This window comes from Blautia sp. AM29-29 (assembly GCF_003480555.1).
GTDB lineage: Bacteria > Bacillota > Clostridia > Lachnospirales > Lachnospiraceae > Fusicatenibacter > Fusicatenibacter saccharivorans.
In genome coordinates this window covers 123,083-149,278 of record NZ_QUJD01000004.1, presented here as the reverse complement: position 1 = coordinate 149,278, position 26,196 = coordinate 123,083, and the positions used below count along the sequence as shown (strand labels likewise).

23 protein-coding genes and 1 pseudogene are annotated in these 26,196 nt (G+C 49.3%); 12 read left to right on the top strand and 12 right to left on the bottom strand.

Features of this window, described 5'->3' with window-relative positions:
- Positions 1–3 precede the first annotated feature (3 nt).
- Positions 4–1,071, bottom strand: coding sequence for an undecaprenyldiphospho-muramoylpentapeptide beta-N-acetylglucosaminyltransferase (locus DW769_RS04390; protein WP_118750016.1), 1,068 nt, complete (start codon positions 1,069–1,071; stop codon positions 4–6).
- A gap of 83 nt (positions 1,072–1,154) precedes the next feature.
- Between DW769_RS04390 and DW769_RS04385 the strand changes: the two genes are divergently transcribed.
- From DW769_RS04385 to DW769_RS04375, 3 genes are all read left to right on the top strand, one after another.
- Positions 1,155–2,114, top strand: coding sequence for a DUF4367 domain-containing protein (locus DW769_RS04385; protein WP_118750015.1), 960 nt, complete (start codon positions 1,155–1,157; stop codon positions 2,112–2,114).
- Positions 2,115–2,172: 58 nt separating this feature from the next.
- The gene (locus DW769_RS04380) at positions 2,173–2,670 is read left to right on the top strand and encodes a DUF6147 family protein (protein ID WP_118750014.1); all 498 of its coding nucleotides are present in this window, start codon (positions 2,173–2,175) and stop codon (positions 2,668–2,670) included.
- A gap of 651 nt (positions 2,671–3,321) precedes the next feature.
- Complete coding sequence (locus DW769_RS04375) at positions 3,322–4,944, top strand: MBL fold metallo-hydrolase RNA specificity domain-containing protein (protein WP_022461365.1); 1,623 nt, start codon at positions 3,322–3,324, stop codon at positions 4,942–4,944.
- A 186-nt stretch (positions 4,945–5,130) separates the two neighbouring features.
- Here the strand turns inward: DW769_RS04375 and DW769_RS04370 are convergent, their stop codons facing one another.
- Positions 5,131–5,373, bottom strand: coding sequence for a TIGR03905 family TSCPD domain-containing protein (locus tag DW769_RS04370; RefSeq protein ID WP_022461364.1), 243 nt, complete (start codon positions 5,371–5,373; stop codon positions 5,131–5,133).
- 304 nt (positions 5,374–5,677) lie between these two features.
- Between DW769_RS04370 and DW769_RS04365 the strand changes: the two genes are divergently transcribed.
- The 3 genes from DW769_RS04365 to DW769_RS04355 all read left to right on the top strand — a co-directional run bounded on the left by DW769_RS04365 (position 5,678) and on the right by DW769_RS04355 (position 8,784).
- Positions 5,678–6,376, top strand: a complete 699-nt coding sequence (locus DW769_RS04365; RefSeq protein WP_118750013.1) for a 5'-methylthioadenosine/adenosylhomocysteine nucleosidase — start codon at positions 5,678–5,680, stop codon at positions 6,374–6,376.
- 490 nt (positions 6,377–6,866) lie between these two features.
- Positions 6,867–7,652 carry a hypothetical protein gene (locus DW769_RS04360; protein WP_117802479.1) on the top strand — a complete coding sequence of 262 codons (786 nt, stop codon included), beginning with the start codon at positions 6,867–6,869 and terminating at the stop codon, positions 7,650–7,652.
- Between the two features lie 175 nt (positions 7,653–7,827).
- Positions 7,828–8,784, top strand: coding sequence for a D-2-hydroxyacid dehydrogenase (locus DW769_RS04355; RefSeq protein ID WP_118659452.1), 957 nt, complete (start codon positions 7,828–7,830; stop codon positions 8,782–8,784).
- A 147-nt stretch (positions 8,785–8,931) separates the two neighbouring features.
- Here the strand turns inward: DW769_RS04355 and DW769_RS04350 are convergent, their stop codons facing one another.
- On the bottom strand, positions 8,932–9,195 hold the full coding sequence (locus DW769_RS04350) for a hypothetical protein (RefSeq protein WP_055219147.1): 264 nt from the start codon (positions 9,193–9,195) through the stop codon (positions 8,932–8,934).
- 54 nt (positions 9,196–9,249) lie between these two features.
- The gene (locus DW769_RS04345) at positions 9,250–10,125 is read right to left on the bottom strand and encodes an AraC family transcriptional regulator (RefSeq protein ID WP_118667008.1); all 876 of its coding nucleotides are present in this window, start codon (positions 10,123–10,125) and stop codon (positions 9,250–9,252) included.
- Between the two features lie 204 nt (positions 10,126–10,329).
- Here DW769_RS04345 and DW769_RS04340 point away from each other — a divergent pair, with 204 nt between their 5' ends.
- From DW769_RS04340 to DW769_RS04325, 4 genes and pseudogenes are all read left to right on the top strand, one after another.
- Entirely contained in the window at positions 10,330–10,968 is a 639-nt protein-coding gene (locus DW769_RS04340) for a bifunctional 4-hydroxy-2-oxoglutarate aldolase/2-dehydro-3-deoxy-phosphogluconate aldolase (RefSeq protein WP_118601524.1), read from the top strand.
- Positions 10,969–10,998: 30 nt separating this feature from the next.
- A pseudogene (locus DW769_RS04335) lies at positions 10,999–11,406 on the top strand (glycoside hydrolase family 3 N-terminal domain-containing protein); the annotation flags it as partial.
- Between the two features lie 81 nt (positions 11,407–11,487).
- Positions 11,488–11,745, top strand: a complete 258-nt coding sequence (locus tag DW769_RS04330; protein WP_022461406.1) for a hypothetical protein — start codon at positions 11,488–11,490, stop codon at positions 11,743–11,745.
- Between the two features lie 26 nt (positions 11,746–11,771).
- A complete protein-coding gene (locus DW769_RS04325) occupies positions 11,772–12,377 on the top strand; it encodes an NUDIX hydrolase (protein ID WP_055219153.1) in 606 nt (201 codons plus the stop codon).
- Positions 12,378–12,486: 109 nt separating this feature from the next.
- Here the strand turns inward: DW769_RS04325 and DW769_RS04320 are convergent, their stop codons facing one another.
- From DW769_RS04320 to DW769_RS04285, 8 genes are all read right to left on the bottom strand, one after another.
- Complete coding sequence (locus DW769_RS04320) at positions 12,487–14,307, bottom strand: ABC transporter ATP-binding protein (RefSeq protein WP_118601525.1); 1,821 nt, start codon at positions 14,305–14,307, stop codon at positions 12,487–12,489.
- Positions 14,307–16,109, bottom strand: a complete 1,803-nt coding sequence (locus tag DW769_RS04315) for an ABC transporter ATP-binding protein (RefSeq protein ID WP_118750012.1) — start codon at positions 16,107–16,109, stop codon at positions 14,307–14,309. Before DW769_RS04315 ends, DW769_RS04320 begins: the two co-directional genes overlap by 1 nt.
- A 184-nt stretch (positions 16,110–16,293) precedes the next feature.
- Complete coding sequence (locus DW769_RS04310; RefSeq protein WP_055219159.1) at positions 16,294–16,953, bottom strand: sensor histidine kinase; 660 nt, start codon at positions 16,951–16,953, stop codon at positions 16,294–16,296.
- A gap of 51 nt (positions 16,954–17,004) precedes the next feature.
- Positions 17,005–17,745, bottom strand: coding sequence for a LytR/AlgR family response regulator transcription factor (locus tag DW769_RS04305; protein WP_118601527.1), 741 nt, complete (start codon positions 17,743–17,745; stop codon positions 17,005–17,007).
- Position 17,746: 1 nt separating this feature from the next.
- On the bottom strand, positions 17,747–18,652 hold the full coding sequence (locus DW769_RS04300; RefSeq protein ID WP_118601528.1) for an alpha/beta hydrolase: 906 nt from the start codon (positions 18,650–18,652) through the stop codon (positions 17,747–17,749).
- Between the two features lie 60 nt (positions 18,653–18,712).
- Entirely contained in the window at positions 18,713–20,101 is a 1,389-nt protein-coding gene (locus DW769_RS04295; RefSeq protein WP_055226893.1) for an alanine/glycine:cation symporter family protein, read from the bottom strand.
- Positions 20,102–20,302: 201 nt separating this feature from the next.
- Positions 20,303–21,697, bottom strand: coding sequence for a magnesium transporter (mgtE, locus tag DW769_RS04290; RefSeq protein ID WP_022461398.1), 1,395 nt, complete (start codon positions 21,695–21,697; stop codon positions 20,303–20,305).
- Positions 21,698–22,118: 421 nt separating this feature from the next.
- Positions 22,119–22,520, bottom strand: coding sequence for a GGDEF domain-containing protein (locus DW769_RS04285; protein ID WP_179973075.1), 402 nt, complete (start codon positions 22,518–22,520; stop codon positions 22,119–22,121).
- A gap of 248 nt (positions 22,521–22,768) precedes the next feature.
- Between DW769_RS04285 and DW769_RS04280 the strand changes: the two genes are divergently transcribed.
- Positions 22,769–23,464 (top strand): response regulator transcription factor, encoded by a 696-nt coding sequence (locus tag DW769_RS04280; RefSeq protein WP_022461396.1) that lies wholly within the window; start codon positions 22,769–22,771, stop codon positions 23,462–23,464.
- Between the two features lie 16 nt (positions 23,465–23,480).
- Positions 23,481–26,159 carry a sensor histidine kinase gene (locus DW769_RS04275; protein WP_117509947.1) on the top strand — a complete coding sequence of 893 codons (2,679 nt, stop codon included), beginning with the start codon at positions 23,481–23,483 and terminating at the stop codon, positions 26,157–26,159.
- Positions 26,160–26,196: the final 37 nt, after the last annotated feature.

Here is a 26,196-nt window from a genome sequence, read left to right as displayed (position 1 = left end):
TTACTATTTGCGTTCGCATTCCTGGATCAGGGAAAGGATGCGGCCGATGGAATCGGTGTGGCCGCTCTTCTTCATCGCATTGATGTAGGTCTGACGGTTTTCGTAAACCTCACGGATTGCGGACTGAAGAGTCTGCGCATTCACGGATTCTTCTTCCAGAACTTTACTGTAACCCTGACGCTCAAAGGAACGCGCATTTAAAATCTGGTCTCCGCGGCTGGCATTGGCAGAAAGCGGAATCAGAATGTTTGGTTTTGCCAGAGCACTGATTTCGCAGATCGCATTTGCGCCGGCGCGGGAGATGATCAGATCTGCTGCGGCGAAGAGATCCGGGAGCTCATCTTTGATGTACTCGAACTGAACGTAACCTTCGGTACCATTTAAGGATGCATCCAGTTTATCTTTACCGCAGAGATGAATCACCTGGAAATCTTTCAGAAGTTCTGGTAAAATAGAACGGACCGCATGATTGACAGCGACGGAACCGAGGCTTCCTCCGATGACGAGAATAACCGGTTTTGCGGCATTGAATCCGCAGAACTTCAGGCCTTCCCGTGCATCGCCGGACAGCAGTTCCTGGCGGATTGGCGTTCCGGTCAGAACGGCTTTGTTTTCCGGGAGACATTTAACGGTTTCCGGGAAATTACAGCAGACCTTTGCAGCGGACGGAATACACAGCTTATTTGCCAGGCCAGGCGTCATATCCGATTCATGGATGAGCGCCGGGACTTTACATGCTTTGGCGGCAAGGACAACCGGTACCGAAACGAAGCCGCCTTTGGAGAAGACAACGTTTGGTTTCAGCTTTTTGAGCAGTTTTTTTGCTTCAAAGTAGCCTTTTACGACGCGGAATGGATCGGAAAAGTTTTTCGGATCGAAGTAGCGGCGCAGCTTTCCGGATGAAATTCCGTAATACGGAATGCCGAGATCTTCGATCAGCTTGCGCTCCATACCGTCGTAGGAACCGATATAAGAGATTTTATAACCTGCTTCCTTTAATTTTGGAATCAGGGCAATATTCGGGGTAACATGGCCGGCGGTACCTCCGCCTGTCAGAACAATATGCTTCATGAGAATTCCTCCCTGGAATTTGATAATATCATTTGGCTTTTATTATCCCCTCAAGAAGAAAAAAAGTCAAGAGCGGTTACAACATGGAAAATGCCGAGGAACGGAAGAAGATGAAAAAGATAGAAAAAGAAGAACAGCTGAAAAAGAAACTGGAGCAGACGATGGAAGAAAAAATGGCTGCGGATTCGAAAACGGTGGAAGGGGAATCGGCAGTTGTAAAGGCAGAGGAAGGAAACACAGCAACAGAACAGGAGCCGGAGGCTGCGCCTGCACTTTCAGAGGAAGAACTGAACGCAATGTACGAGCGCTTCCAGCAGCGACTCCAGAAGGAAGGACTCGCGGACGCGGAAGGCAACCCGACAGAAAAAACACTGGAGATCCGCCGCCAGATCGTGGAGAGAAAGGCAGAACGCGAAAAGCAGGCGGAGAGACAGAAGAAGATTGCGAAGAGAGCGAAAACAACAAAACACTGGGTACGGACGGCAAAGGCGGCTGGTGTTGTGTTGGTTGTGGGGGCGTGCGTTTTTGGAGCTAGTATGACGAGCGAGGCGAATCGGATTCGATTGGTGGAGAGTGTACATGAAGTTTGGAATGGCGGGGATGCGACAGGAACGAATAATGGTGAAGATAGAAAATATTCGGCGAATACATTAGATGAAGCAGCGAAGGAAATAAGAGAAATATTACATATTGATGTTCCAGAGTTTTATTATATTCCGAAAGGTATGGAGTATAATCAAGCAACGATATTAGACGCAACACAAATGGCAATAATTAAGTATCAATATAACAATCAGTTTGTATATTTTCACTTGGCTGCAAATGAAAAAGATTTGTCACAGGGTAATTGGAAAGATCGAGAAAAGGTTCAAGTAGAAACGCTTGATGATGTAATTGAAGTTGAAATGGGAACAATTTCTGAAAATGACGAAGAAAATTACTATGCATTATGGAAATATAAGGATGTATATTATCAATTAAGTGGTCAGATAAAAAAGGAAGAGATTTTAAAAATTTTAAGTGAAATGCAGTATAATGTGTAATTATTTTATCGACTTAACGTATATATTATGTAGGTGAAGACGAGGGGAAAGAGGAAGTATGAAAAAGGTTATGAATTTAAAAAGCTTACTCTTTTGCGCCATGCTCGTTTTGACAATGTCATTAAATACTGTAAATGCACAAGCAGGAGCGTTAGATTATTTGGGCCATACAATTGATGGATCTGAGTTGACAAATGAGATGGAATCCATCGGAAATTATCAGAGTGTGGCAAGAAGTACATATCTTCATCAGGGGTTTGTAAGAATAACAAATAATGGAGGAGGATATGTTGGAATTGGTGCTGGAACAGAATGTAATGTAACATGTGGAACTGTGAAGTTAAATGTTTATTTGGAACGTTCTAGCGGCTCAGAAGACTTTTACAGTTACAAAAAGTGGGAAAATGTAGATTATAATACATCATCTTTGTATTTAAATCAACAAGTCAAAGTAGAAAAAGGTTACTATTATCGTTTGAGAGGATATCATTCCTGCACAAAAAATGGAGTTCTTGAAAATGGAGCAAGCAGAACTGACGGTATTTACATTGGATAAAAAATTACATGAGATCATTAATATTCAAAGAGAGTAGATTATTGAAATGTGTAAGCGCAAAAGAGGTAGCGTAAACTAGCGGACAAAATTTTTAACCCAATCCAGTTTACACTCCCTCATCCCCTTTCGGGGCCAGTCCCCTATAGAAACCTTATAACAATGAATATATTAAGACGAAAACGCAGATCTTTCAGGATTTTCAACGCGTCGAAATTCCTTTTTCCAACCACAACACAGATCTGAGTCATCATGTGTTACTATGTTCAGCGTGTGAGTGATCATACGGAACATCGGCTGACCCCGATAAGTGAGGCATCGGTATTACTGCAGGAATACCGGTGCCTCTTTTCTATGCACTTCCGGCGGCCGATGCCCATAATTGAACAAAAATATCAAGATTGTTGTGCAATCTGCCTTAAAATTCCGTTGGAATCTGCCAGGTATTATGCTATAATAATCAAAAAAGAGAGAATAAGCATAAAATACAAAAGAAATTTCAGATTATTTTCGCGGACAACGCGTCAAAGACCATGCTGGCATGAGAACTTGATGACTGCTGGCCGCGATAACGGGCCAAACGCATAACGCGTGTTTTGACCCGTAGTGACAACATTTTGTCCCCGAACAAAACGGGAGAACAGGAGGCATCTTATGCGTCTTACATTTCTTGGAGCAACACATGAAGTGACGGGCAGTTGTTATTATCTGGAGGCTGCCGGAAAGAAGTTTTTAGTGGACTGCGGTATGGAACAGGGACCGAATATTTACGAAAACAAACCAATTCCGGTCCCGGCATCCCAGCTTGATTTTGTATTGATCACGCACGCGCACATCGACCATACCGGAAATCTGCCGCTGCTGTATGCGCACGGCTTCCGCGGCCCAATCTATATGACTCCGGCGACGGTAGCGCTTTCGGACATCATGCTCCGCGACAGTGCACACATTCAGCTCGCCGAGGCCGAGTGGCGGAACCGCAAGAACCGTCGGGCGGGAAAAGAAGATTACGTCACACCATACACAATGGAGGACGCCCTCGGCGTGATCCGCTTGCTGGAGGGCATTCCGTATCATCAGCGTGTGACACTATCGGACGGCATTCAGATCCGTTTCCTCGATGCCGGTCATCTGCTCGGCTCCGCATCCATTGAGCTGTGGCTGACAGAGGACGGTGTGACGAAAAAACTGCTCTTCTCCGGCGATATCGGAAATATCCATCAGCCGCTGATCAACGACCCGGAGTACCCAGAGAGCGCTGATTACGTGATTATGGAATCCACCTACGGTGACCGGAGCCACGGTCCGAAACCGGATTATGTACCGGAGCTGGCAAAAATCATTCAGGAAACGCTCGACCGCGGCGGCAACCTCGTGATCCCGTCGTTTGCTGTTGGAAGAACGCAGGAGATGCTGTACTTTATTCGTGAAATTAAGGCAGAACATCTGGTTCACGGCCACGGCGAATTCCCAGTTTACGTGGACAGTCCGCTTGCCGTTGAGGCAACCAATATTTTCCGCGATCACCAGAAAGAGTGCTACGATTCCGATGCTGCAGCGCTCCTTGCGCAGGGCATTAACCCGATTCTGTTTCCGGGCTTAAAGCTCTCGATTACATCCGATGAATCGAAAGCCATCAACTTCAACGAAACCCCGAAGGTCATTATCTCCGCGAGCGGCATGTGCGATGCGGGACGAATCAAGCATCATCTGAAACACAACCTCTGGCGGCAGGAGAGCACGGTTCTTTTCGTCGGCTATCAGGCCGTCGGCACACTGGGACGGGCGCTGATCGGAGGCGCGAAGGAAGTGAAGCTGTTCCAGGAAGAGGTTCATGTGAACGCACACATCATCCAGTTCCCGGGCATGAGCGGCCACGCAGATCAGGAAGGACTGCTCAAATGGGCGGGCAGTCTGCAGGCAAAACCGGACCGCGTTTTCGTAACGCACGGCGAAGATAAAGTGACGGAAATTTTTGCGGAAAAACTGTGGGACGAATTCCGCTACCCGGCGATGGCTCCGTTCTCCGGAACCGTATTTGATCTGAAAGAAAATGAATTTATCGAGAAAACTGTCGGCATTCCGATCCAGAAGGAAACAACGGCAAACGCAGGAACACTGCGCACGAGAAGCAGCGGAAATGCCGTCTTCGATCGTCTCGTTGCGGCTGGTCAGCGGCTGCTCACCGTCATTACAAGAAACAAAGGCGGTGCTAACAAAGACCTTTCGAAATTTGCCGATCAGATCAACAGTCTCTGCGACAAATGGGACAGATAAAACTGTTTCAGCGACCGGAAGGAAGAAAGACCGCGCTATTATATATAGAAGAAAGAGCGGCAGAAAGCAGGCGGCAGGGAGGCTGTGCTGCATCAGAAAAGAAAAAACAGAAGTGCATAAATTACAAAATCCCCGGGTGAGCATTCCCGGGGATTTATTATAAAAAAGAGCAAGCGTTAAAAAGAGTTATTTCTGAATTGCCTGTTCCAGTGCTTTTGCAAGCTGGTCTGGACATGATGTTCCGCGTCCGTTGCAGTCGATGCCTTTCATGCGGGAGATGGCTTCGTTTACGTCCATGCCCTCAACGAGTCTTGCAACACCCTGTGTGTTTCCGTTGCATCCGCCTACGAACTGTACGTTGTGTACTTTACCGTCTTCTACCTCAAACAGAATTTTTCTGGAACAGGTACCTTTTGTTGTATATTCCATCGATAAGATCCTCCTTTGTGAATAAAAAATTAGAACATTATCGTGAACTTTAGCCACGATAATTCTTCGGTTCCTGCTATTATACCATAGATTACGAAAACAGCAAAGAAAAAAGATACCACAGATCCCAAATTTATTGTATACTGTAACAGGAATTACAAAGAAACCAGAAGGAGAAGAAAATGGACTCCCGGAGTTTTCCGTTCTTACTTTAGCGGCTGACCGCTGACAAAAATGATTTCATAAAAGCAAGAACAGAAAGAATCGGAGAGTACATGTAAAGTTATTGGAGGATATCATAAACATGAAGTTAATTGGAATTATCGGTGCAATGGAAGTTGAAGTTGCAAGCTTAAAGGAAATGATGACGGATGTTACAATCCGCACGAAAGCATCCATGGAGTTCAATCACGGTTACCTGAACGGAAAAGAAGTGGTTGTTGTGCGCAGCGGAATCGGTAAAGTAAACGCCGGTATCTGCACGCAGATTCTTGTAGATGATTACGGCATGGACTGTGTCATCAACACCGGAATCGCAGGCTCCCTGCGGAATGAAATCAACATCGGCGATATCGTGATCTCGACCGATGCTGTTCAGCACGACATGGATGTGCGCATCTTCGGATACCCGCTCGGCGAGATTCCGCAGATGGGCGTTTTGAGCTTCCCGGCAGACGAGCACCTCGCAGAGGTGGCAGAGGAAGTCTGCAAGGAAGTCAATCCGGAAATCCAGGTATTCCGCGGACGCGTGGTCAGCGGTGACCAGTTTATTTCCAGCAAAGAAGTGAAAAACCATCTGATCGAGGAATTCAACGGTTCCTGCGCCGAGATGGAAGGCGCTGCGATTGCGCAGGGCGCTTATCTGAACAAGATTCCATACGTCGTACTCCGCGCCATCTCCGACAAAGCAGACGACAGCGCAACAATGGACTACCCGACCTTTGAGAGCGAGGCAGCCCGCCACTGTGTCAACCTGCTGCAGGAAATGGTAAAACGCCTGTAATCTAAAAAAAGCAAGAAGAAAAAATCGACAAACGGGCAGGCGAAAACCAGCGAAACCACGCGAACCGGCACGAAAGCAGTCCCCTGAAGGAACGAAAAATAAAAATTCACGCGAAAAAGCACAGAATCACAAAGAATTTGACGAACGTTTTTTGTTTCCAAATTTTTCCGGCAGTGCTATACTGTGGCACATCGGAACAAGAAGATGCTCACTACGGATTGCTCAGCAGTAAAACACTTGCTGTTTTGCTGCGTAAGAAAGTGATTCAGGTGTGAGCAGCCCTCCTTTTGCGAAGCAAAATTTTCAATGAGGGCTGCGAATGTTACAGTTCCCAGGTACCTGTGAACTGTAACACGTCTCCACTGCCGATATGCCAGCGGAAGAATCCTGTGCGCGCAAATTCTGCCGCGGCATCCGCCGATGCACCGCAACGGAAGCACCGGCATATGATCATGACAGGCAAATTCAAAAATCATCAGGGGGAATAAGAATGCTGGAGTTTTGTGTGAAACAAAATGTGTTCTTATACGCAATGATAGCAGCAGGAATCGCCGGTGTGTGGTGCCTGTTCTGGAATAACCGTTTCTACACCCGGGCCATCCGCGATCTCGGAAGGCTGAAGGAACCAAAGTCGAAATGGACCAGGTCGGTGCTGGAAACGTGTCAGAGAAAAGCGCATCCCTTTTCGAATGCCGGGGCGTTTATGCGCAGCCAGATTGCACAGGGCAGGTCAGCGGGAATGGCAGTCCCGACGCTTCTGCGCGGAAGCCAGAATATGATCCTCACGGTTCTGGCGCTGTCGATTCTTTCGCTGTGGGCGATCTACCGATACCGTTATGGAGAGGCGGAGCTGATGCGCTACCTCGGAACGGGCACCGCGCTCGCCGGAGGCCTTGTCTTTTTCCGGCTCTGTCTGGATTTCGGCGGAAAAGAGGAAATTCTGCTGAACGGCTGGACAGACTATCTGGAAAATGAGTTTGCAGCGACGAAACAGAGTGCGGTGCTGGAAACCGTACAGCAGACCGAACGGCAGCCGGTGCAGGCGGAAACCATGGCACAGGCAGGAACCGGAGCGGCGAAAGCAAAACCGCAGACTGCGGGAAGCGAGTCCGCCAAAGAGCGGAATGAACTGTTCGCAGATCCGGAAAAAGAAGCGAGGATTTCGAAAGTCAGGGAGGGCATCCGCCAGACCGCCGCGGCCGAGAGCAGGTTTGCCGGAATGCTGACGCCCGAGGAAGAGAAGCTGATGAGGGAGATTATCAGCGAATACGTGTAAATACCAGGGGATCAGGCCGGGGAGCATGGCATATCGACATGACCATATTTCCGAATCGGCAGTCCGCAGGTATCTAAGATAAAAATATTTCAGGCAGTGCCGTCTTTCAAAACAGACAGGCGGCACTGCTTTCCCGGATAAAGCAGAATCATCATCTGCAAAAGGAGGAACCAACATGAGACTTGTAATTCTTGAGGCAGAGTCACTGGGAAAGGACATGGATCTGTCCGGCTTTTCCCGTTTTGGAGAAGTGACAGTATATGAAAAAACAACGGAGGAGGAATGCCCGGAGCGTGTGCGGGAGGCGGATATCGTCATCTGCAACAAGGTGCGCATGTGCAGCCGCACCCTGTCCGGCGCGGAGAACCTGAAACTGATCTGCGTCACCGCAACCGGCATCAACAACATCGATCTCGATTATGTGAAGCGCCACAACATCGCCGTGACGAACGTCGCCGGCTATTCCACCGTCAGCGTGGCCCAGCACACCTTTGCGATGTACTTCTATCTGGCAGAAAAACTCCGTTATTACGATGATTACGTAAAAAACGGCAGCTACGCCGCCAGCAGTCTTTTCACCTGCATGGACAGACCGTTCACCGAGCTGGAGGGCAAGACGTGGGGCATCATCGGCCTTGGCGCGATCGGCAGAAAAGTGGCTTCGATTGCACAGGCATTCGGCTGCCGTGTGATCTATTACTCCACCTCCGGTACACACGACGATCCGGACTACGAGCGGGTCGATCTCTATCGTCTGCTGAAGGATTCTGATGTGGTTTCCATCCACGCCCCGTTAAATGAGGCGACCGAGAACCTGATGAATATCGAAACGTTTGCCAACATGAAGCGGAACGCAATTCTGATCAACGTCGGCCGCGGCTCGATCGTGAATGAGCGTGACCTCTGCTGTGCCCTGCGCGAGGGCCTGATCGCCGGAGCAGCGCTCGATGTACTTTCCAGCGAGCCGATCCGCAGTGACAGTCCGTTACTGAAAATGGCGGACGACGACCGCCTGTACATCACGCCGCACATCGCCTGGGCATCGAAGGAAGCCCGCACGCGCCTGATCGGGCTGGTGCAGAAAAATATTGCTTCGTACCTGGAAGGCGGCATGGAAAACCGCGTGGTATAAAAGGGATACAAATCCAGGGACAAAATACATAAAAAGAGCCGGACATCCGACGGAACCGCAGAGGGGACTGCAAGAACAGCCGCTCCCAAGTTCCGCCGGATGCCCGGCTTTTGCATTTGCTTTATTCGCTGCAAAAACGAGAGAACATTATTCCTCTGTAATCTGAATTTCCAGATAATCAAACTCCAGCGATTCAATAAAATTATCCTGTGTGAACCGCGTTTTCGATCTCCGTTTAAACTCCGAAATATTCGTATCGAGCCAGATCGGCTTAGCCAGATTCCAGGCATCACAGATTTCATCGAGCGCACGGAAGACCTTGTGCGTTCTGGTATCCTCATCGTCGATGCAGACGGTAAGATCCTGAAGAATATGATTGTTTTCCACTAATTTTCCCCACATCTGAAACATATTAAAAATCCTCCTGAAAAGTACAAAGTGAACAGTGCATTTGGAACGACCGTGTTAATCGCTGGTAACGGTATGCAGTTCTTTAAAATCCTTCGGCGAGATCCCGTACTCTTTTTTAAACGCGCGGTAAAAACTCGAATAGTCGTGAAATCCGAACAGCAGATACACCTTTGTGACCGGTACATCGCCGAGCAGCGCTTCACGGCACCTTGCCAGCCGCTTTTTGGAAATGTACTGGTGGATCGACATGCCGATTTCATCCTTGAAAACGTGTGCAATGTGATATTTGCTCACAAAAAGTTCCGCCGCCAGCCGTTCGAGCGACAGATCCTCGGACAGGTGCTCATCAATATAGAAACAGAGCTGTTCATACAGCGAGAGCTGTGCTTTCCGGGTGAGCGGGTGATGCTGCTCATACACCGTTCGGTTGATCTGCATCAGCAGGTCGCTGACGTAGAGAAAAATCTGCGTCTCTTTTCCAAAATGATCGGACCGCATTTCCTCAATCAGGCGGATGGTGCGGTACTGGATCGTGTTGAACTCGACGGAATCGAGAGGGAACAGATATTTCTGATTTTCGGCAGCGTATTCCATCAGGTAAACGTAGTCGGCGGAACGGGCGCAGAGCTGCTCTGCAAAAGCGGCGCTGACCCAGAAAACAAAGCGGCGGTACGGCACAGACAGGTCGTGCATCACCAGATGATGCGGCACGCCGGGCGGAATCAGAAGAAGATCGCCGGGCGTCGGTGTGTAGAGCACTCCGTCGATTTCCAGTGAGATCGCCCCTTCGAGAAAGAGATAGAACTCATAATGCGTATGCGTATGTTCTTTTACGCCGGGCACATCGTCGGTGCTGTAATAGTATAACTCAAACGTATCCGAAATCATGTACTGCCGGGTGGCAAATTTCGTCTGCAGTTTTTCTTTCATAATAAAAGCATCCTTGCAAAAAAATGATATTTTTGAACCATAACAACAATTCCCAGCATATCACAAAACAGCAAGTTTTACAATGTATTCGGCAATTCGCACAATAGAAAAAAACAACTTGTCCGGTTATGATACAAGGGAATAAAATAAAAACAGAATGCAGAATAAATTTCAGATAAAGATCAAAACGGAGGAACAGCTATCATGAATCAGATTCTCGAACAGCTTGGAACATACGGCATTGTGCCGGTTGTCGTTTTACAGGATGCAGCAAAAGCAGAGCCGCTTGCCAAAGCTCTCTGCAAGGGCGGACTTGCCTGCGCCGAGGTGACCTTCCGCACCGATGCGGCAGAAGAATCCATCCGCATTATGAGCGAAAAATTCCCGGAGATGCTGGTGGGAGCCGGAACTGTGCTCACAACCGAGCAGGCGGACCGCGCCGTGAAAGCCGGAGCAAAATTTATCGTCAGCCCGGGCCTCAACCCGGAGGTAGTAAAATGGTGCCAGGCACACGAAGTACCAGTGATCCCGGGCATCGTGACCCCGACTGAGATGGCGCAGGCAATCGGTCTTGGGCTCACCATGGTGAAATTCTTTCCGGCAGAACCGGCAGGCGGACTGAAATACATCCGTGCCATCGCAGCACCGTACACCATGATGAAATTCATGCCGACCGGCGGCATCAACCCGCAGAATGTAAGAGAATACCTGGCATACGACCGCATCGCAGCATGCGGCGGAAGCTGGATGGTAAAAAATACGATGATTGAAAACAACGAATTCGACCGCATTGAAGAGCTGGTGAAAGAGGCGGTTGAGATCGTAAAGGAAAGCCGGACGTGACGACATCCTTCCCGCAGCCGCTGGGCACCGACCGTTGACCTCGAGCGTGATCCGAGATGGGGAAGAAACGAGGAGTGCTACGGCGAGAACCCTGTGCTGACCGGAAAAATGGCCGGCGCTTACATCGAGGGAATGCAGGGCGACGATCCAAAATATCTGCGCTGTGCATCAACCCTGAAACACTTCTATGGAAACAACACCGAGGTCGGCCGCGGCTGGAAGAACTCTTCGATTGACCCGCGGAATAAATATGAGCTGTATCTCGAGCCGTTCCGCAGATGTATTGAGGAGAGCGGTGCAGAGGGCATCATGACGGCGTACAACAGAATCAACGGCACCGTCGGCGGAATGGTCCGGGAAAACATGGAAATCTCGGAATCCGTCATCATGAAACAGGCGGACCAGAAGATGTATGAAAATAAAAAAAGTTCACGGTGAATCGCCGCAATGGATTGTCCCCGCGGGTCTTTTCGTGGTACAATGAAACATAACCGATAAAAAGAAAAACGAGGGCAGAACATGAACGAATTATATGAAATGATTGAAAAGAAAATTAAAGAATCCGGCTATCCGCGGCCGATTTCGGGAAGCGATGTTTACGATGACATCTGCGACCAGATCGAGGGAAAAGAGAACGGTTCCTATGTGGTATTATCGAAATTTGATGATGATGTGATTTTCGAGTACCACATCACGGTGATGGATGATGAATTCAACCTCGGCGTGCTGACGATGCGCACCCCGGAGGGCGTGTTTGAGGCTGATTTTGACCAGTAAAAGAGAAAAGAAAGAGGTTGTTACTTATGCCGAATGTTGAAAAAATCACAAAACAGACGGAAAATCCGTTCGTAAATCTTTACCTGGTGGAAGGGACAAACAAAGTAAACCATCACTTCCGCTATTACGTGGCTTCCCGCGCAAAATCCATCGAGCAGATGAAGATTAAAACAAGGAAAAATACGCCGGACGGTGTGCTGATGTACAGTCTGTACGGGGAAAAACGCGACAAAATTGTCCTGGTGCGCCAGTACCGCGTTTCCATTGATGACTACATCTACGAATTCCCGGCAGGCCTGGTGGAACCGGGCGAGGAGTTCCATGAGGCTGCCGTGCGCGAGATGCATGAGGAGACCGGTCTTACGTTTCACCCGTTGAAAGTAGATCCCTGCTACGAGAAACCGTTCTTCACCACAATCGGCCTGACCGATGAAGCATGCTCTGCCGTTTACGGCTGGTGCGAGGGCGAGATCAGCCGCAAATACCTCGAAGAGAGCGAAGTGATCGAAGTTGTCCTTGCTGACCGCGAGGAGGCAAAGAGAATCTTAAAGGAAGAAAATGTAGCAATTATGTGTTCTTATCATCTGATGCATTTTATTCATGATGAGGAGCCGTTTGCATTCCTGAAATAAGTGGAGGGGAGCCAGAAAAACACAACCCCTGGAAGTTCTTAGCACGAACTGCCAGGGGTTGTGTTTTTCTGACTCCCATTTACGTTGTGGGGGACGGGAGGGTGAGGACTCAGGTGTAGTATTGGGCCTGGGTTTCGTAAAGATTGGCGTAGATGCCGTGGTTTGCGAGGAGGGTGTCGTGGGTTCCGTCTTCGGCGATGCGGCCGTGGTCGAGGACGATGATGCGGTCGCAGAATTTGCAGCTGCTCATGCGGTGGGAGATGTAGACAGCCGTTTTACCGGCGGTCATCTGGCTGAACTGTTTGTAGATTTCGGCCTCAGCGATCGGGTCGAGGGCTGCGGTCGGCTCGTCGAGGATGACGAACGGGGCATCCTTGTAGAGGGCGCGGGCGATGGCGGTGCGCTGGGCCTCGCCGCCGGAAAGGTCGACACCGGAGCCGTTGTTGTTGTAAAGGCGGGTGCGGACGCCCTGCGGGAGTTGCTGTACACGGTCGGTGAGACCGACTTTTGCAAGAGAGGATTGCAAAGCAGCTTCATCAATCTCGGTTCCGGCGGCGATGTTTTCGTCGAGCGGGAGGGAAAACAGGTGGAAATCCTGGAAAACGACGGAGAATGCCTGCGTGTACTCTTTGTAGCTATATTTGCGGATGTCAATGCCATTCAGGGTGATGTAACCTGAAGTTGGCTCATACAGGCGGCAGAGCAGCTTGATGAGTGTTGTCTTTCCGGCTCCGTTACGGCCAACGAGGGCGGTTTTTTCGCCGACGGCAAAGGACAGTGTCACATGTTCGAGTACCGGAATATTCGTACCGGGATAAGAGAATGAGACATCGTGGAATGCAAATTCGTACTGGCCGTCGTCGCGTTTCTCAATCGGCAGTGTACCGTCGTAGGCCATAGACGGCTGCGCAATGAAATCCTCATAGGTCGAGAGATAGGAATTGATATAGTCGAACTCCGATCCGGTTGCGAGAAATGTCTGAAGATCACTCATGGCGCGTGTCACGGAACCGGCATACAGAAGAACATCCCCAATGGGGAGAACGCCGTACAGAGCCCTGGCGCCGATCACAAGGTACGCAGCGAAATTGGAAAGGAGCGAAAGCAGCGCGTTTTTTCCGTCTGTGATGGCGGAGAAGCGGGCGAAGTCGAGGTACATCGGCAGAAAGTGTTCCATGGCTTTTCCAAACTGTACGTCGAGAAAATGATCGAGATGACCGATGCGGATATCGTCCGCGCGCCGTTCTTCAAGCATCACATTAACGAGATAATTGGCAACCGAGTTGGAATGGTCGTTGCCCTGGTTCAGCTCTATCTTTTTCTGCGTACTCCTGCGGTTGATGCGGGAGGAAAGTGCAAGCTGCACACCACAGAGCAGGAGCAGTGCAAGCATCGAAAACGACGAGGTGAAAAAGTTATTCCTGCTGCTGTCGGACAGAAGAAACAGACGGAGCAGGAAAAACAGGGCATAGAGAACCGAGAGCAGGGAAGTGATCAGCGTATGAATGACAATGAGCTGGTCACCCACATTTCCCGATCCCATGGAGGAGACGTTGGTGCGCCGGATGGCATCCATCGTCTCTGTTTTTTCGAATTTCTCAAACTCCAGCTCCAGCGCCTTTGCGGTGATTTTCTGTTCCGTGCGTGCAAGACAGAGTTCTTTTTGGCCGTCGAGATACTGACGGCAGATTTTTTCAAACAATCCCAGCCCATACTGCGTAAGCAGAAAGACGACAACAGTATACAGACAGGCGCGGTACGACTTTGCAAGCAGTAAATTCAAAATTCGCGCCGAGAAAAACAAGGAGAGATACGGCAGCGTTGCAGCTGCAAAAGCGCTTCCGAGAAGCCAGAACAGCACGCGGTGATTGCCCTGGCTCACCATAGTTAAAAAGCGGCAGATGGCATGAAACCGTTCTTTCATTTTCATCAGATATCTTCCTCCGTTTCCTGATAATACTGGCTCTGCACCTCAAACATATGCGCATACGATCCGCCGAGGGCAATCAGCTCATCGTGGGTTCCGCATTCTTTGATCTTTCCGTTTTCGAGAAACAGGATCGTATCGCAGAAGCGTGTCGATGCAAGACGATGCGAGATGAAAAGCGCAGTCTTATTTTTCAGCAGTGTGCTGTAGATTTCGTACATTTTATTTTCCGAGATTGCATCGAGCGCAGCCGTCGGCTCATCGAGCAGGAGCAGATGGCAATTTTTATAGAGTGCCCGCGCCATCATCAGTTTTTGCATTTCACCGCCGGAAAGCGTAATGCCGTCGTCCGCCATATCCTTGCCAAGATAGGTTTCTTCTTTCTGCGGCAGACTTGCAATTTTTTCCCAGAGTCCGGCGCGGATGAGTGCTTCTCGGCAACGGTTACGATCGGTCTCTTCCAGTGGGGAGCAGCTCACATTTTCTGCAATCGAAAACGAGAGTGCAAACGGGTCCTGAAAGACCGCCGCGATTGCTTTGTAATACTGTGCCGGATTCAGACTGCCAAGGGGAATGCCGTTGATGGTGATATTCCCTTCCGTTGGCTGATATAGCCCGCAGATCAGCTTGACAATGGTGGATTTTCCGGCGCCGTTGATGCCGACAAGTGCCGTATGCTCGCCCGCATGGAGTGTAAAACTGACATCATCGAGGATCCTTTTATCGCCGCCCGGATGGGAAAACGAGACGTGGGAAAAGCAGATTTCCAGCGGTTTTTCTTCCGCAAGTTCCGGCCGGAACGGCAGCGTGTGGCCTGCAGGGAACGGGAGATCGAAGAATTCCCGCAGCCAGCGGATCTGCTCGAGACAGAGCACGGATTTGGAGAGCGCGGCGGTGATCTCGTTAAAATATGAAGAAAAACCGGAGACGGCACCGAGCGCAAGCACAAAGCCGGATACGGTCATCGTGCCGTGGGATAGACGGTAAATCAGAAAGCCATAGCAGATTCCGTCGCGCAGAAGCTGTAGTGTAAGTGTCAGCAGATCATTTGCAAAGTAGGCGCTGCGGATGCGGAACAGAATTTTCTGATACCGCTTGTTGAGCTGGCGATAAACACCATCGAGCCATCCGTTCAGCTGATACAGACGGATATCCTTTCCGGCGGATGTGTTGTACGACTGTTTCTGGAAATAGCGCTGCGATACTTCAATTTCAGACAGATCGTCTCTGCGGCGGACTTCGTAAGAAGCCGCGCGGCGGTAGCTGAGAAACTGCAGAACCGAGAGCACAAGCAGCAGAAGAATGATAGCCGGATGGACGGTTCCGATCAGTCCTGCGTAGAGAATCAGCCCAAGAAACGAAGAATAAATTGTGACATCGTATCGGAACATGCCTTCCACGCCGACCCAGTTGCTGCAGGTGGCTCCGACGGCTTTTTCGGCGAGCTGCAGCGTTTTTGGTTCTGTCAGAACCGCATAATCTATCTGCATGAAATGACAGAGAAGGCGGCGCGTAAAAAAGCCGGTCCGGAATTCGGTATACTGCCAGGCGTTCCGCGATTGCAGAAAGGTGTGGCTGACAAAAACAACGGCATAGCAAAGAAAGAGAACGAGCGTTCCAAGTGCAAATCCGGAAAAGCCGCTGCTCTGTTCCAGAAACAGGAGAATCCCGGCAGGAAGCAGAATCCCGAAAAAGCCGGTGAGCACCTGTGAGACGATTTCGAGTGCCTGAAAGAGAAACGGCTTTTTGCTGTAATGCCACAGCTCCCGATGAATATAAATGTAGTTAGACCATAATGAATACATAAAGACCTCCTCTGTCACATGTCTTTCGTGAACTGTAGTTATCCTACCATATTCATGCAAAACACGGGGGAAAAGTACGTAAATGGAACAAAAAAGAACGCGAACAGCAAAAAAAGTGTTCACGTTCTGCAAAATTTTTCTGTAGAATCATCGGACAAAATCAAAAAATTCTGGAAAGAGCTTTTTACAGCGGCAGCATAATCTCCGTCACGAAAACGCCGGGCTCGTTCTGCCGGTTGATATATCCTTCGTACTTTTCCACAACAAGATTGATCCGTTTCAGCCCATGCCCGTGATTTCCGCGCTTCGTGGTGATATACTCGCTGTCCAGCTTCCGCACAGTATCCTTTGTTGCATTCGTAACGGAAATATACAGCTGGTTTTTCAGCACACCAATATAAAGCCGGATATAGGGATCCGCAAGGCCCTCGCATGCTTCCACCGCATTGTCAATCAGATTTCCGATCAGCGCGCAGAGATCAATATCACTCACCGTAAGATTGGCCGGGCAGGCTGCCTTGTAATCCACGCGGATGCCGTTCTTTTCGGCGAGTGAAATTTTGGAATTTAAAATCGCATCGAGATTCACATTCCCCGAGTCGCAGAGCTGGTTGACCTGATCGAGATCATTTTCGAGCAGCCCGAGATATTCCTGCAGCTTATCATACTGTCCCATCTCAACATATGCCTTCATTGACTGCAGATGATTGTGGTAATCATGACGCCAGCCGCGCATTGTCAGATAGATATTCTGCACTTCCTCGACCTGGCGGGCGAGAAGCTGGTTCTGGTATTCGATATTTTTGCGTTCCAGATAATGGGATAAAAATGGAATGTGCGCCATGAAACATCACCTCGGTTCGTTCGGAATTGGAAATTAAAAAATGCAAAACCTTTAAAACGCATTCGGCCGGTAAAACTGCAGGAACACCTGGTTGAGTGATGCATAGCATCCGCGGCTGACCGGAATTTTTGTTCCGTCCGACAAGAGACATTCCGTCCGCGTGATCCGCTCCACATGAGCGAGATTCACAAGATAACTCCGGTGTGCTGCCGCAAAACATTCTCCTGTCCCACCAGAAGCCTGCCATGCGGCGGAAAGCTCTTCGCGGAACTCCGACAGATTTTTCTTAAACGTTTCCGTGCCGGCGGCCGTATGCAGCGTCAGATAATGATTATCGGACTCCACAAAAAGCAGATCCGAGAGGAACAGCTTCTGCGTCTCCCCGCCAAGTGAAAGCAGCAGATGCGGCTTTTCCTGTCCGCGCATCGTCTGCAGTTCGTCGAGCAGCGGAAACAGTGTGTCTTCCGTCACCGGCTTTAAGAGATACCGGAACGCCTGCACCTCATACCCTTCGAAAACGTATTCTCTGTGGTTCGTCAGAAAGAGAATCGGCACCTCGCTGTCCGTCTCACGGATTTTCCGCGCCAGCGCCATGCCGTCCATTCCGCCGAGATCAATATCGAGAAAGATGAGATCGAACGGATACGAGTCAGGGTAGTGGAACAGAAAAGCAGCGGAGTCTGAAAAGGCTTCCACGGTAAGAGGAAGCCTTTTTCGCTCCGCAAAGGTGTGGAGCAGCAGTTCCATCCGGGAACGCTGCGCCGGTTCATCTTCGCAGTAAGCAATCCTCATGTTATTCACCCAAACATTTTTTGAAGAAGTTATCGTAAACGGTAATCATTTCCTCGGTCCAGAATGCTGCACCGCCGTGGTCTGCGCCGCGAAGAAGATACAGCTGTACATCTTTTCCGGCATCCTTTAATGCGTGGTAGAGATCGACACTCTGCTGGCAGAACACCATCGTGTCCTTGGTGCCGTGTGCGATCAGCATCGGCGGGAAATCCTCGTTCACGTATGTTTTGGAGCAGGCTGCCTTAGCCTCCTCAAGATGCTCGGTAATGTCATAGCCCATCAGCATGCCCTCCGGGCTGTCCGGTTTCTGATGGTTCAGCGTTATCGGATAGCCGTACGGCAGTGTCACATCAACAGCTCCGTACAGATCGATAATACCGCATACCTCGCAGCTTTCCTCATTGATCGGCTCGTCAAGTTTTCCGCTCTTTGCGGTCATGCCGGCAACGGAAGAAACCTGTCCGCCGGAAGAATCTCCCATTAGGAACATCTGCGATGGATTCAGCTTGTATTCCTCCGCATGCGCACGCAGAAAACGTACCGCATTTTTTGCGTCGATGATCTGCGCTGGGAAATGTGCGATTCCGCTGTGACGGTATTCGACGATTGCAACAACGTAGCCGCGCTGCGCCAGACGGGCGATCATGCCGACCTTCTGGTAGACATACTGTTTCATCCAGGCGGATCCCTGAATAAATGTGATGCACGGCCAGGTGCGCTCCGGGTGCGCCATCTGGAATGGTGTGAAAATTTCCAGATGAAGATTGTGCGCCTCGTCGTAGACAACTTCATGCGCATAGCGGATCTCCATTTCCTCTCCGGTCACCGGAATTTCCACGGCGCCGTCTACCGCGTCCGTGTAGTCCGGCATTGTCTCATACGTGTAGTTTGATGGTTCAATGATCATGTGTAAAAACCTCCTTTTTCTAAAACCCCTTTTTCGGTCCGAAACAGCAATCCACAGGATTTACAATTTCTTCGACTCCTCATATGATTTTAACTCGGAAAGCGCCTCACCTGCAAGTGGATACAGTGCAATAATGTTGAAAATTGTCATCAGCCCGATGCCGACATCACCAAGATCCCACACAAAAGTGTATGCGGCAATACCGCCGATAAACAGCATTACAAGTGCAAGAACCTTGTAAGCGGTCTGGAAACACCACTTGTCACCGAACAGGTAGGCAACGTTGCTTCTTGCATAGAACAAAATGCCGAGGAACGTGGAAAAGCTGAACAAAAACAGCGTAAGTGCGATAAAAATCACACCGAATTTTCCCAGATGATACTGCATGGCGGTCTGCAAGAGATCCATGCCGGAAAGGCCATTAATCAGATCCTTTGGTGCAAGCAGCATAATCATTGCGGTGCAGCTGCAGATGACGATTGTGTCAACAAAAACGCCGAGCGCCTGTACAAGGCCTGCTTTGGCCGGGCGGTCACATTCTGCGGCGGCAGCGGCGCATGGAGCGGAGCCGGAACCGGCTTCATTCGAAAACAGACCACGCTTTACACCGTTCATCAGAACAGCACCAAAACCGCCGGCTGCCATCTGACGAAGTCCGAAGGCTTCCTCAAAAATGCGTGCAAACACAGAAGGAATCTGACGGAGGTTGACTGCGATGATAAACAGTGTGATAAAGAAATAGCAGACTGCCATGACAGGAACTATAAAATCCAGCACCTTTACGGTTGCATTTTTCCGCAGTACGATGATTGCAGAAAGAATCACCAGCATGATACTGGTGTAAAGCGGCGGAATGGAAAATGCATTTTTAAAAGAAGAAGCCACGGAGTTGCTGATTACCTGACTGATACCGCACCAGCAGATCAGACCGGCAATGGCAAACAGAACAGCCGGCAGAACGTATCGTTTTTTCTTCTTGAGGTGGTCTTCAACCAGATCGTGAATGTAGTAGGCAGGACCGCCGCGGTAGCCGCCGTACAGAGGATCTTCTTCTTTGTGAAGCTGTGCGAGCGTAGCTTCGATAAACGCGGTAGACGAGCCGATGATAGCCGTCACCCACATCCAGAACACAGCACCTGCGCCTCCGGCGGAGACTGCAGCGACAACGCCGACCAGATTTCCCATACCGACACGCGTTGCGGTGGAAACGATCAGTGTCTGAAAAGAAGAAAGGCTGCTTTTTTCATTTTTCTTTTCCGACAGGGCACGGATCATGTCCGGGAACAGACGGATAGGAAGAAAACGTGTCCGGATCGTAAAATAGATGCCGGTTGGGATCAGCAGAAGAATCAGAAGGGAGATTCCGAGACTGCCGCCGCCCGGGAGCGGAATCGTAAAAAGATCGCCCCAGAGAAAGTTGTAGACTGTGGTGATGAGATTGACAATCATGTTTTCAAAAACCCTCATTTCAAAATATTTGCGGCACTGTGAAACGTCAAAGCATAAAAGCACCGTTACCTGCTATTATATCGGTTTCTGTTTGGAATGTAAAGAAGGGAAGAGAAAAGATAAGAGGCAAATATCAGCTTTTTCCGAAACCAGAAAAAGTTGATATCTGCCTCTTAAAAATTTTTCAGTCGTATCAAAAGATCAGCCTGCGAGATGCAGCATCTCGATCAGGAACAGCCAGCTCAGGCCATAGAATGTAACGACAGCGACAAGGTCGTTGACCGTTGTGATCAGCGGGCCGGAAGCAACCGCCGGATCGATGTGGATCTTTTTAAAGAACAGCGGAATGCAGGTGCCGACGGCACTGGAAATCAGCATAGCCAGCAGCAGCGCGATACCGATGCAGGCGGAAACAGAAAATGCGAACATCATGGTCTTTCCTTTGAATAAGAAGATGAAAAGTCCGATGACAGCAAAGGACAGAACACCAAGCAGAAGACCATTGCAGAAACCGATGCGCATTTCCTTGAAAACAAGCTGTAATTTCTGTTTTCCGGTCAGGGACTCATCCATCAGGACACGGATGGTAACAGCCAGGGACTGGGTACCAACGTTTCCGGCCATGTCAAGGATCAGGGACTGGAAGGTCATGATGATCGGAAGGGTTGTGACAACCTGTTCGAAAATACCGACTACAGAAGAAACCAGCATGCCAAGACCGAGCAGGATGATCAGCCATGGAAGACGTTTTTTCATACTGTCTTTTAACGGCTCTTTTAAATCCTCCTCTGCGGTCAGACCTGCGAACATCGCGTAGTCCTCACCCATCTCATCATCAACCAGGTCGATGATGTTTGATGATGTGATGACACCGAGCAGGCGGTTGTCATTGTCGAGGACCGGAATAGAATCCTCGGAATAATCCTTCAGTTCTTCGATACACTCGTTGATCGGCTCCTCTGCATATACGTACGGGTAAGAAGTTACGGTCAGATCCTCGAGCGTCTCGTCGCGTCTTGCGATGATCAGGTTTTTCAGATCGATCGCTCCGTAAAATTTCTGCTGCGCATTGACAACAAAGATGGTAGAGATGTTGTCGTTCTTTGCGGCCTGATCGATCAGGCTGCTCATCGCCTGTTTGACATTCAGATCCTCGCGGATGATGATGCAGTTTGTCGTCATGCGGCTACCGATTTCATCTTCATCGAAGGAGGCGATCATCTCAATATCGTGGCGTACTTCCGGATCGAGCAGTTCGATCAGAAGTTTTTTCTTTGCTTTGTCGAGTTTCTGCAGAACCTCGGCCAGTGCATCGGTCTCCATTTTGGAGAGGATGGAAGCGGCTTTTTTGACATCCATCTCTTCGAGGTACTCGGCTACGTTGTCGGATTCAGCATACTCAAAAATATCGGACAGCATGTCCGTGTCCAGAATGCGGTACAGTTTGCATCGCTCCGGAACCGTTAAAAGCGGCAGAACATCTGCCAGGTCATTTTCGTGGTAATCTTCCAGGCGGCTGCCCATGACAGCCGGAGAAGAGTTACTGCGGATTGTATCCAGGATCTCCTGGGTATAATCCTGTACTCGTTTTTCCATTTTTTCGTTATCCTCCATTCTTTTTTTTGACAGCAGAAAAAAACATGCGTGCTGTCGGTGCGAAAAAGCATGTTGGAACCCTCACAGGGCAGTAAAAGCACACGAAAAAAGAACCAGAGAATTACGTTTCAAAACTGGTTTGGATCATGTGTCTTACTTCGGGTTTTCATAGGATAAGAAGGGAAAATATTTAAGATTAAAGCAGGACAGAAGGATGGCCGTCATCCTGCATATTTTCCGGTTCCCGTCCTATGCTGGTACTTCGCCCATGAGAATCACAACTATCCATTCTGTTCACCTGCCTTTTTTTTAGAAATTTTTTGATCAAACAGCCGTTTTTGCCGGTCTGTTTCGCTTGAAATACGGGATTCAAAAATCATCCCTCAAGTATTCTAACTGCTTTCCAGAAAAAAATCAATTCCTATTTTGGTAAAATTTTCGCAACATTCTTATCTCGTTTCTGTTTCTCCTCGTAAAGCATTGCATCCGCATGCGCGAGCATCTCCGGAAGTGTGGAATCCATGTCTTTCGGAAGCAGATAAAAGCCGGTGGAAACGGTAATATTATATGCTTTTTCGTTCGTTCTATTAAAAATGTCGAATGCGGAGTGCAGCGTCCGGTACAGATCCCTGGACATTGTTTCGTCGGAACACGGAACAAGATATGCGAATTCATCGCCGCCGATGCGTCCGCAGACACCGCGTTTGCCGATGGAATCCTGCAGAAACTGTCCGACAAGGCGGATGGAGAAGTCCCTTTCTTCATGCCCGTATCGGTCGTTGATGATCTTTAAATTATTGAGATCCGCATAGACGGCAAGCAGGATGTGCTAAGAAAATAATTGCAATTGTCTAAAAAATGTTTGAGCTCTGAATTCACAGACAAAACTTTATAGAAACTTAAGATTTTCCTTTGCGGACCTAAAGATTCCTTTGGTACAGTAAGGATGAAAACAAAAGACATCTGGCAACTTGAGGGAATTTGCGGTACAATCATCTTTGAATCATGTGGGAGGTCCGGCGCGGAAAAAAAGTGCCGGAAAAGAAAAAATGAAAGGTGGAGAAAGAAGAAATGTACAACATTTTAGTATGTGATGATGATAGAGAGATTGTAGACGCCATTGAGATTTATCTGACCCAGGAGGGCTATCATGTGCTGAAAGCATATGACGGCATGCAGGCCATCCAGATGCTCGAGAGGGAGGAGATTCAGCTGCTGATTATCGACGTCATGATGCCGAAACTGGACGGCATCCGTGCGACGCTGAAAATCAGGGAAAAGAGCAGTATTCCGATCATTATTCTGTCCGCAAAATCAGAGGATGTGGACAAAATTCTGGGACTGAACATCGGCGCGGATGATTACGTGACGAAGCCGTTTAACCCGCTCGAGCTGGTGGCGAGGGTGAAATCTCAGCTGCGGCGCTACACGAAACTTGGAAATCTTCCGGCGGACGACGGAGAAAATGTGTATCAGGTCGGCGGGCTTCTCGTCAATGACGATTTAAAAGAAGTCAGCGTCGAGGGTGAACCAGTCAAACTGACCCCGATCGAATATAACATTCTCCTGCTGCTGGTAAAAAATCCAGGCAAGGTATTTTCGATTGAACAGATCTACGAGAGCATCTGGAACGAGGAGGCGATCGGTGCGGACAACACCGTTGCGGTCCACATTCGTCACATCCGTGAGAAAATCGAAATCAACCCGAAGGAGCCGCGCTATCTGAAAGTTGTATGGGGAATTGGGTATAAGATTGAGAAACAATAATAAGGAGTGAATAATTGTGAAAGAACGAAAACTCTACAGCCTGACGGGGAAGCTGATCGTTTTTCTTCTGCTGATCGTTTTTGCCGCCAGTGCGCTGTTCGGGGGCATTCAGACACTGATGCTTTCCAGCGTCGGCCTGACGCCGAATGCGGCAGCAAAAAAGTATGCGTTTGAAGAAACCACCGCATGCGGCACACTGGTGCAGCGGCAGCTTCATAACGTCATGAGCTACTATAATGATATGAGTAAATTCGGCACAAACGGTCGATACGACGGAACAAAAGAGATTGATTACCGTGCCTTTGCAACCGATGGAGAGGGAAGCGGCGGGATAAGTACAACGTACACCATTGACCAGCTTGTCAAGATGTACGATGACGGCAGCAGCGCAGACCTCAATGAGGTGGCAGCGTATACTGCGGACAATTATGCGACGAACGATGCCGGAATTGACAAAGAAGCCTATCTTGCATACGAAGATGGAACTGACGTGAGCCAGGAAACAGAAGAGACGGATGTAGCCGCACTCACCGAAGAAGTGAGCGCGGCAGATGCAGAGACGTTTGACAGCTTTTCCCCGGACGGCGAGGTCTACTTTCCTTCCGATAATGCAGTGAAAAGCCTGAAAGAGAAAAAAATTGATCCTGCTGATGTTTCCTCCCAGTTTTTGTATCTATACGATCAGGGAATGAGCCTGGAAACGCAGAAAACGAAAGCGGGAACGTACCTCTATGAGTACGCGGCGGCAAATCTGAAAAAGGTATCCATCCGCGATCTGTATATGACACTTTCCGGGGTCACGGAAGAAGTTGCTGCTTTTAAAAACCAGGAGAGCGGCATCAGCGTCGATGCGGACGATGCCAATCTCTGGTACTGTCTGGAGGATAAAGAAGGAAATATCTATACGAATGTGGATTCCTGGAAAAATGGTTACACAACAGCCATTGCGCAGAAATCGCCCTATCCGTTCGCCTTTGCTGTTGACCGGACCGGCGGTGCCGACAAAGTCCGTTCTTATGCAACAAGAAAAAACAGCCCGGCCGTGGAAGCAGCGAGAAGCTATCTACTGAACAATCAGATTGCAGATAATTATCAGAAGATCTTTGTTGCACTGGATCCGGATCTGGCAGCAAGCGACTATTTCTCCCAGTACAGTGAGATCTACAGCCAGTGGCTTCCGAAAATGCAGCTCCTTCTTCTGATGATTGCAGTTGGCGGAATCGGAACGCTGGTCTGCCTGGTCCTGTTCACACTGCAGGCAGGAAGAAATGGAAAAAACAAAGAAATCCGCCTTTACTTTTTCGATCAGTGGTACACGGAAATCGCAGCTGCAGCCGCCATCCTGATTGTGATGGGAGCAGTTGGAATCGTTGCTGTCTGCATCGAACTTTCCTACGGCGGCGTTCATTATATCCAGAATTTTGACGGAAACTACATCTACAGCGGATCCTATGGAAATGAAGCAGATACATGGCGAAGCCTGGTGGCCGCATCGGGCATCCTCGCCGGATTTCTGATCACACTGATTCCGTACTGCTCACTGGTGCGCCGGATCAAAGCACGCAACGTCTGGAAACAGTCGTTTTTGTACTGCGTCGGCCACCGGATCGTGTCTGCCGGAAGAACCTTCTATGAAGGCAGACAGGAGTCGGAGCGAACGATCCTTATGTTCTGCGTTTTCTGCGGCGTGCAGATCATTCTCTGCTGCGGCTTCGGAATGTTCGGCGTATTCCTTACCCTGGTGATGGATGCCGCAGTGCTGCTTCTTCTGCTGCGCGAGGCATCCGGAAGAAAACAGATTGAACATGGCTTAAAAGAGATTGCTGCGGGCGATCTGGATTACAAGATTGACCTGACGGAGCTGCAGGGGGAAGACAACCTTCAGCTTGCCGGAATTGTCAATTCGCTCGGAGAGGGAATGAAAGCGGCAGTGCAGGAGCAGATGAAGAGCGAGCGCTTAAAAGCGGATCTGATCACCAACGTATCCCACGATATCAAGACACCGCTTACTTCTATTATTAATTATGTCGATCTGCTGAAACGGGAAAATATTGAAAACGAGAAAGCGAAAGATTATATCCGCGTACTCGACGAAAAATCACAGCGCCTGAAACAGCTGACGGAGGACCTTGTCGAGGCATCGAAGATCAGCTCCGGAAATATTAAACTGGAATTCATGAACCTGAACCTGAATGAACTGGTACAGCAGGTGAACGGAGAATTTGCGGAGCGGTTCGAAGGCCGCAATCTCGACCTGATCTGTATTCTCCAGCCGGAACCGCTTCTGATCCGTGCGGACAGCCGCCGCATCTGGCGCGTGCTTGAGAACCTGTACGTAAATGTCTGCAAATATGCCATGCCGGGAACACGGGTTTATGTGGATGCCATCAAAAAAGACGGAAAGATTCAGCTCTCGATTAAGAACATTTCCGAGAACCCGCTGAACTTCCAGGCAGATGAACTGACGGAGCGTTTTATCCGCGGCGATGTCAGCCGGAGCACCGAGGGCAGCGGCCTGGGTCTTTCAATCGCAAAGAACCTAACGGTATTGCAGCATGGAAGCTTCAACATTTATCTGGACGGCGACCTGTTCAAGGTTACGATTACGTTTGATGAAGCTGTAAAGGAGAAAAAACCGATGCCTCCGATGATCGTACCGGAAGCGGTACAGGAGGAAGCACAGCAGGATGCCTGAGAAGTGTTGAAAAATAAAAGAGAATAGAAAACGACAA

Bases quoted from the DNA above. Each gene is read 5' to 3' on its own strand.
- DW769_RS04390 (WP_118750016.1), bottom strand. From the start codon at position 1,071: ATGAAGCATATTGTTCTGACAGGCGGAGGTACCGCCGGCCATGTTACC.
- DW769_RS04385 (WP_118750015.1), top strand. From the start codon at position 1,155: ATGGAAAATGCCGAGGAACGGAAGAAGATGAAAAAGATAGAAAAAGAA.
- DW769_RS04380 (WP_118750014.1), top strand. From the start codon at position 2,173: ATGAAAAAGGTTATGAATTTAAAAAGCTTACTCTTTTGCGCCATGCTC.
- DW769_RS04375 (WP_022461365.1), top strand. From the start codon at position 3,322: ATGCGTCTTACATTTCTTGGAGCAACACATGAAGTGACGGGCAGTTGT.
- DW769_RS04370 (WP_022461364.1), bottom strand. From the start codon at position 5,373: ATGGAATATACAACAAAAGGTACCTGTTCCAGAAAAATTCTGTTTGAG.
- DW769_RS04365 (WP_118750013.1), top strand. From the start codon at position 5,678: ATGAAGTTAATTGGAATTATCGGTGCAATGGAAGTTGAAGTTGCAAGC.
- DW769_RS04360 (WP_117802479.1), top strand. From the start codon at position 6,867: ATGCTGGAGTTTTGTGTGAAACAAAATGTGTTCTTATACGCAATGATA.
- DW769_RS04355 (WP_118659452.1), top strand. From the start codon at position 7,828: ATGAGACTTGTAATTCTTGAGGCAGAGTCACTGGGAAAGGACATGGAT.
- DW769_RS04350 (WP_055219147.1), bottom strand. From the start codon at position 9,195: ATGTTTCAGATGTGGGGAAAATTAGTGGAAAACAATCATATTCTTCAG.
- DW769_RS04345 (WP_118667008.1), bottom strand. From the start codon at position 10,125: ATGAAAGAAAAACTGCAGACGAAATTTGCCACCCGGCAGTACATGATT.
- DW769_RS04340 (WP_118601524.1), top strand. From the start codon at position 10,330: ATGAATCAGATTCTCGAACAGCTTGGAACATACGGCATTGTGCCGGTT.
- DW769_RS04330 (WP_022461406.1), top strand. From the start codon at position 11,488: ATGAACGAATTATATGAAATGATTGAAAAGAAAATTAAAGAATCCGGC.
- DW769_RS04325 (WP_055219153.1), top strand. From the start codon at position 11,772: ATGCCGAATGTTGAAAAAATCACAAAACAGACGGAAAATCCGTTCGTA.
- DW769_RS04320 (WP_118601525.1), bottom strand. From the start codon at position 14,307: ATGAAAATGAAAGAACGGTTTCATGCCATCTGCCGCTTTTTAACTATG.
- DW769_RS04315 (WP_118750012.1), bottom strand. From the start codon at position 16,109: ATGTATTCATTATGGTCTAACTACATTTATATTCATCGGGAGCTGTGG.
- DW769_RS04310 (WP_055219159.1), bottom strand. From the start codon at position 16,953: ATGGCGCACATTCCATTTTTATCCCATTATCTGGAACGCAAAAATATC.
- DW769_RS04305 (WP_118601527.1), bottom strand. From the start codon at position 17,745: ATGAGGATTGCTTACTGCGAAGATGAACCGGCGCAGCGTTCCCGGATG.
- DW769_RS04300 (WP_118601528.1), bottom strand. From the start codon at position 18,652: ATGATCATTGAACCATCAAACTACACGTATGAGACAATGCCGGACTAC.
- DW769_RS04295 (WP_055226893.1), bottom strand. From the start codon at position 20,101: ATGATTGTCAATCTCATCACCACAGTCTACAACTTTCTCTGGGGCGAT.
- mgtE (WP_022461398.1), bottom strand. From the start codon at position 21,697: ATGGAAAAACGAGTACAGGATTATACCCAGGAGATCCTGGATACAATC.
- DW769_RS04280 (WP_022461396.1), top strand. From the start codon at position 22,769: ATGTACAACATTTTAGTATGTGATGATGATAGAGAGATTGTAGACGCC.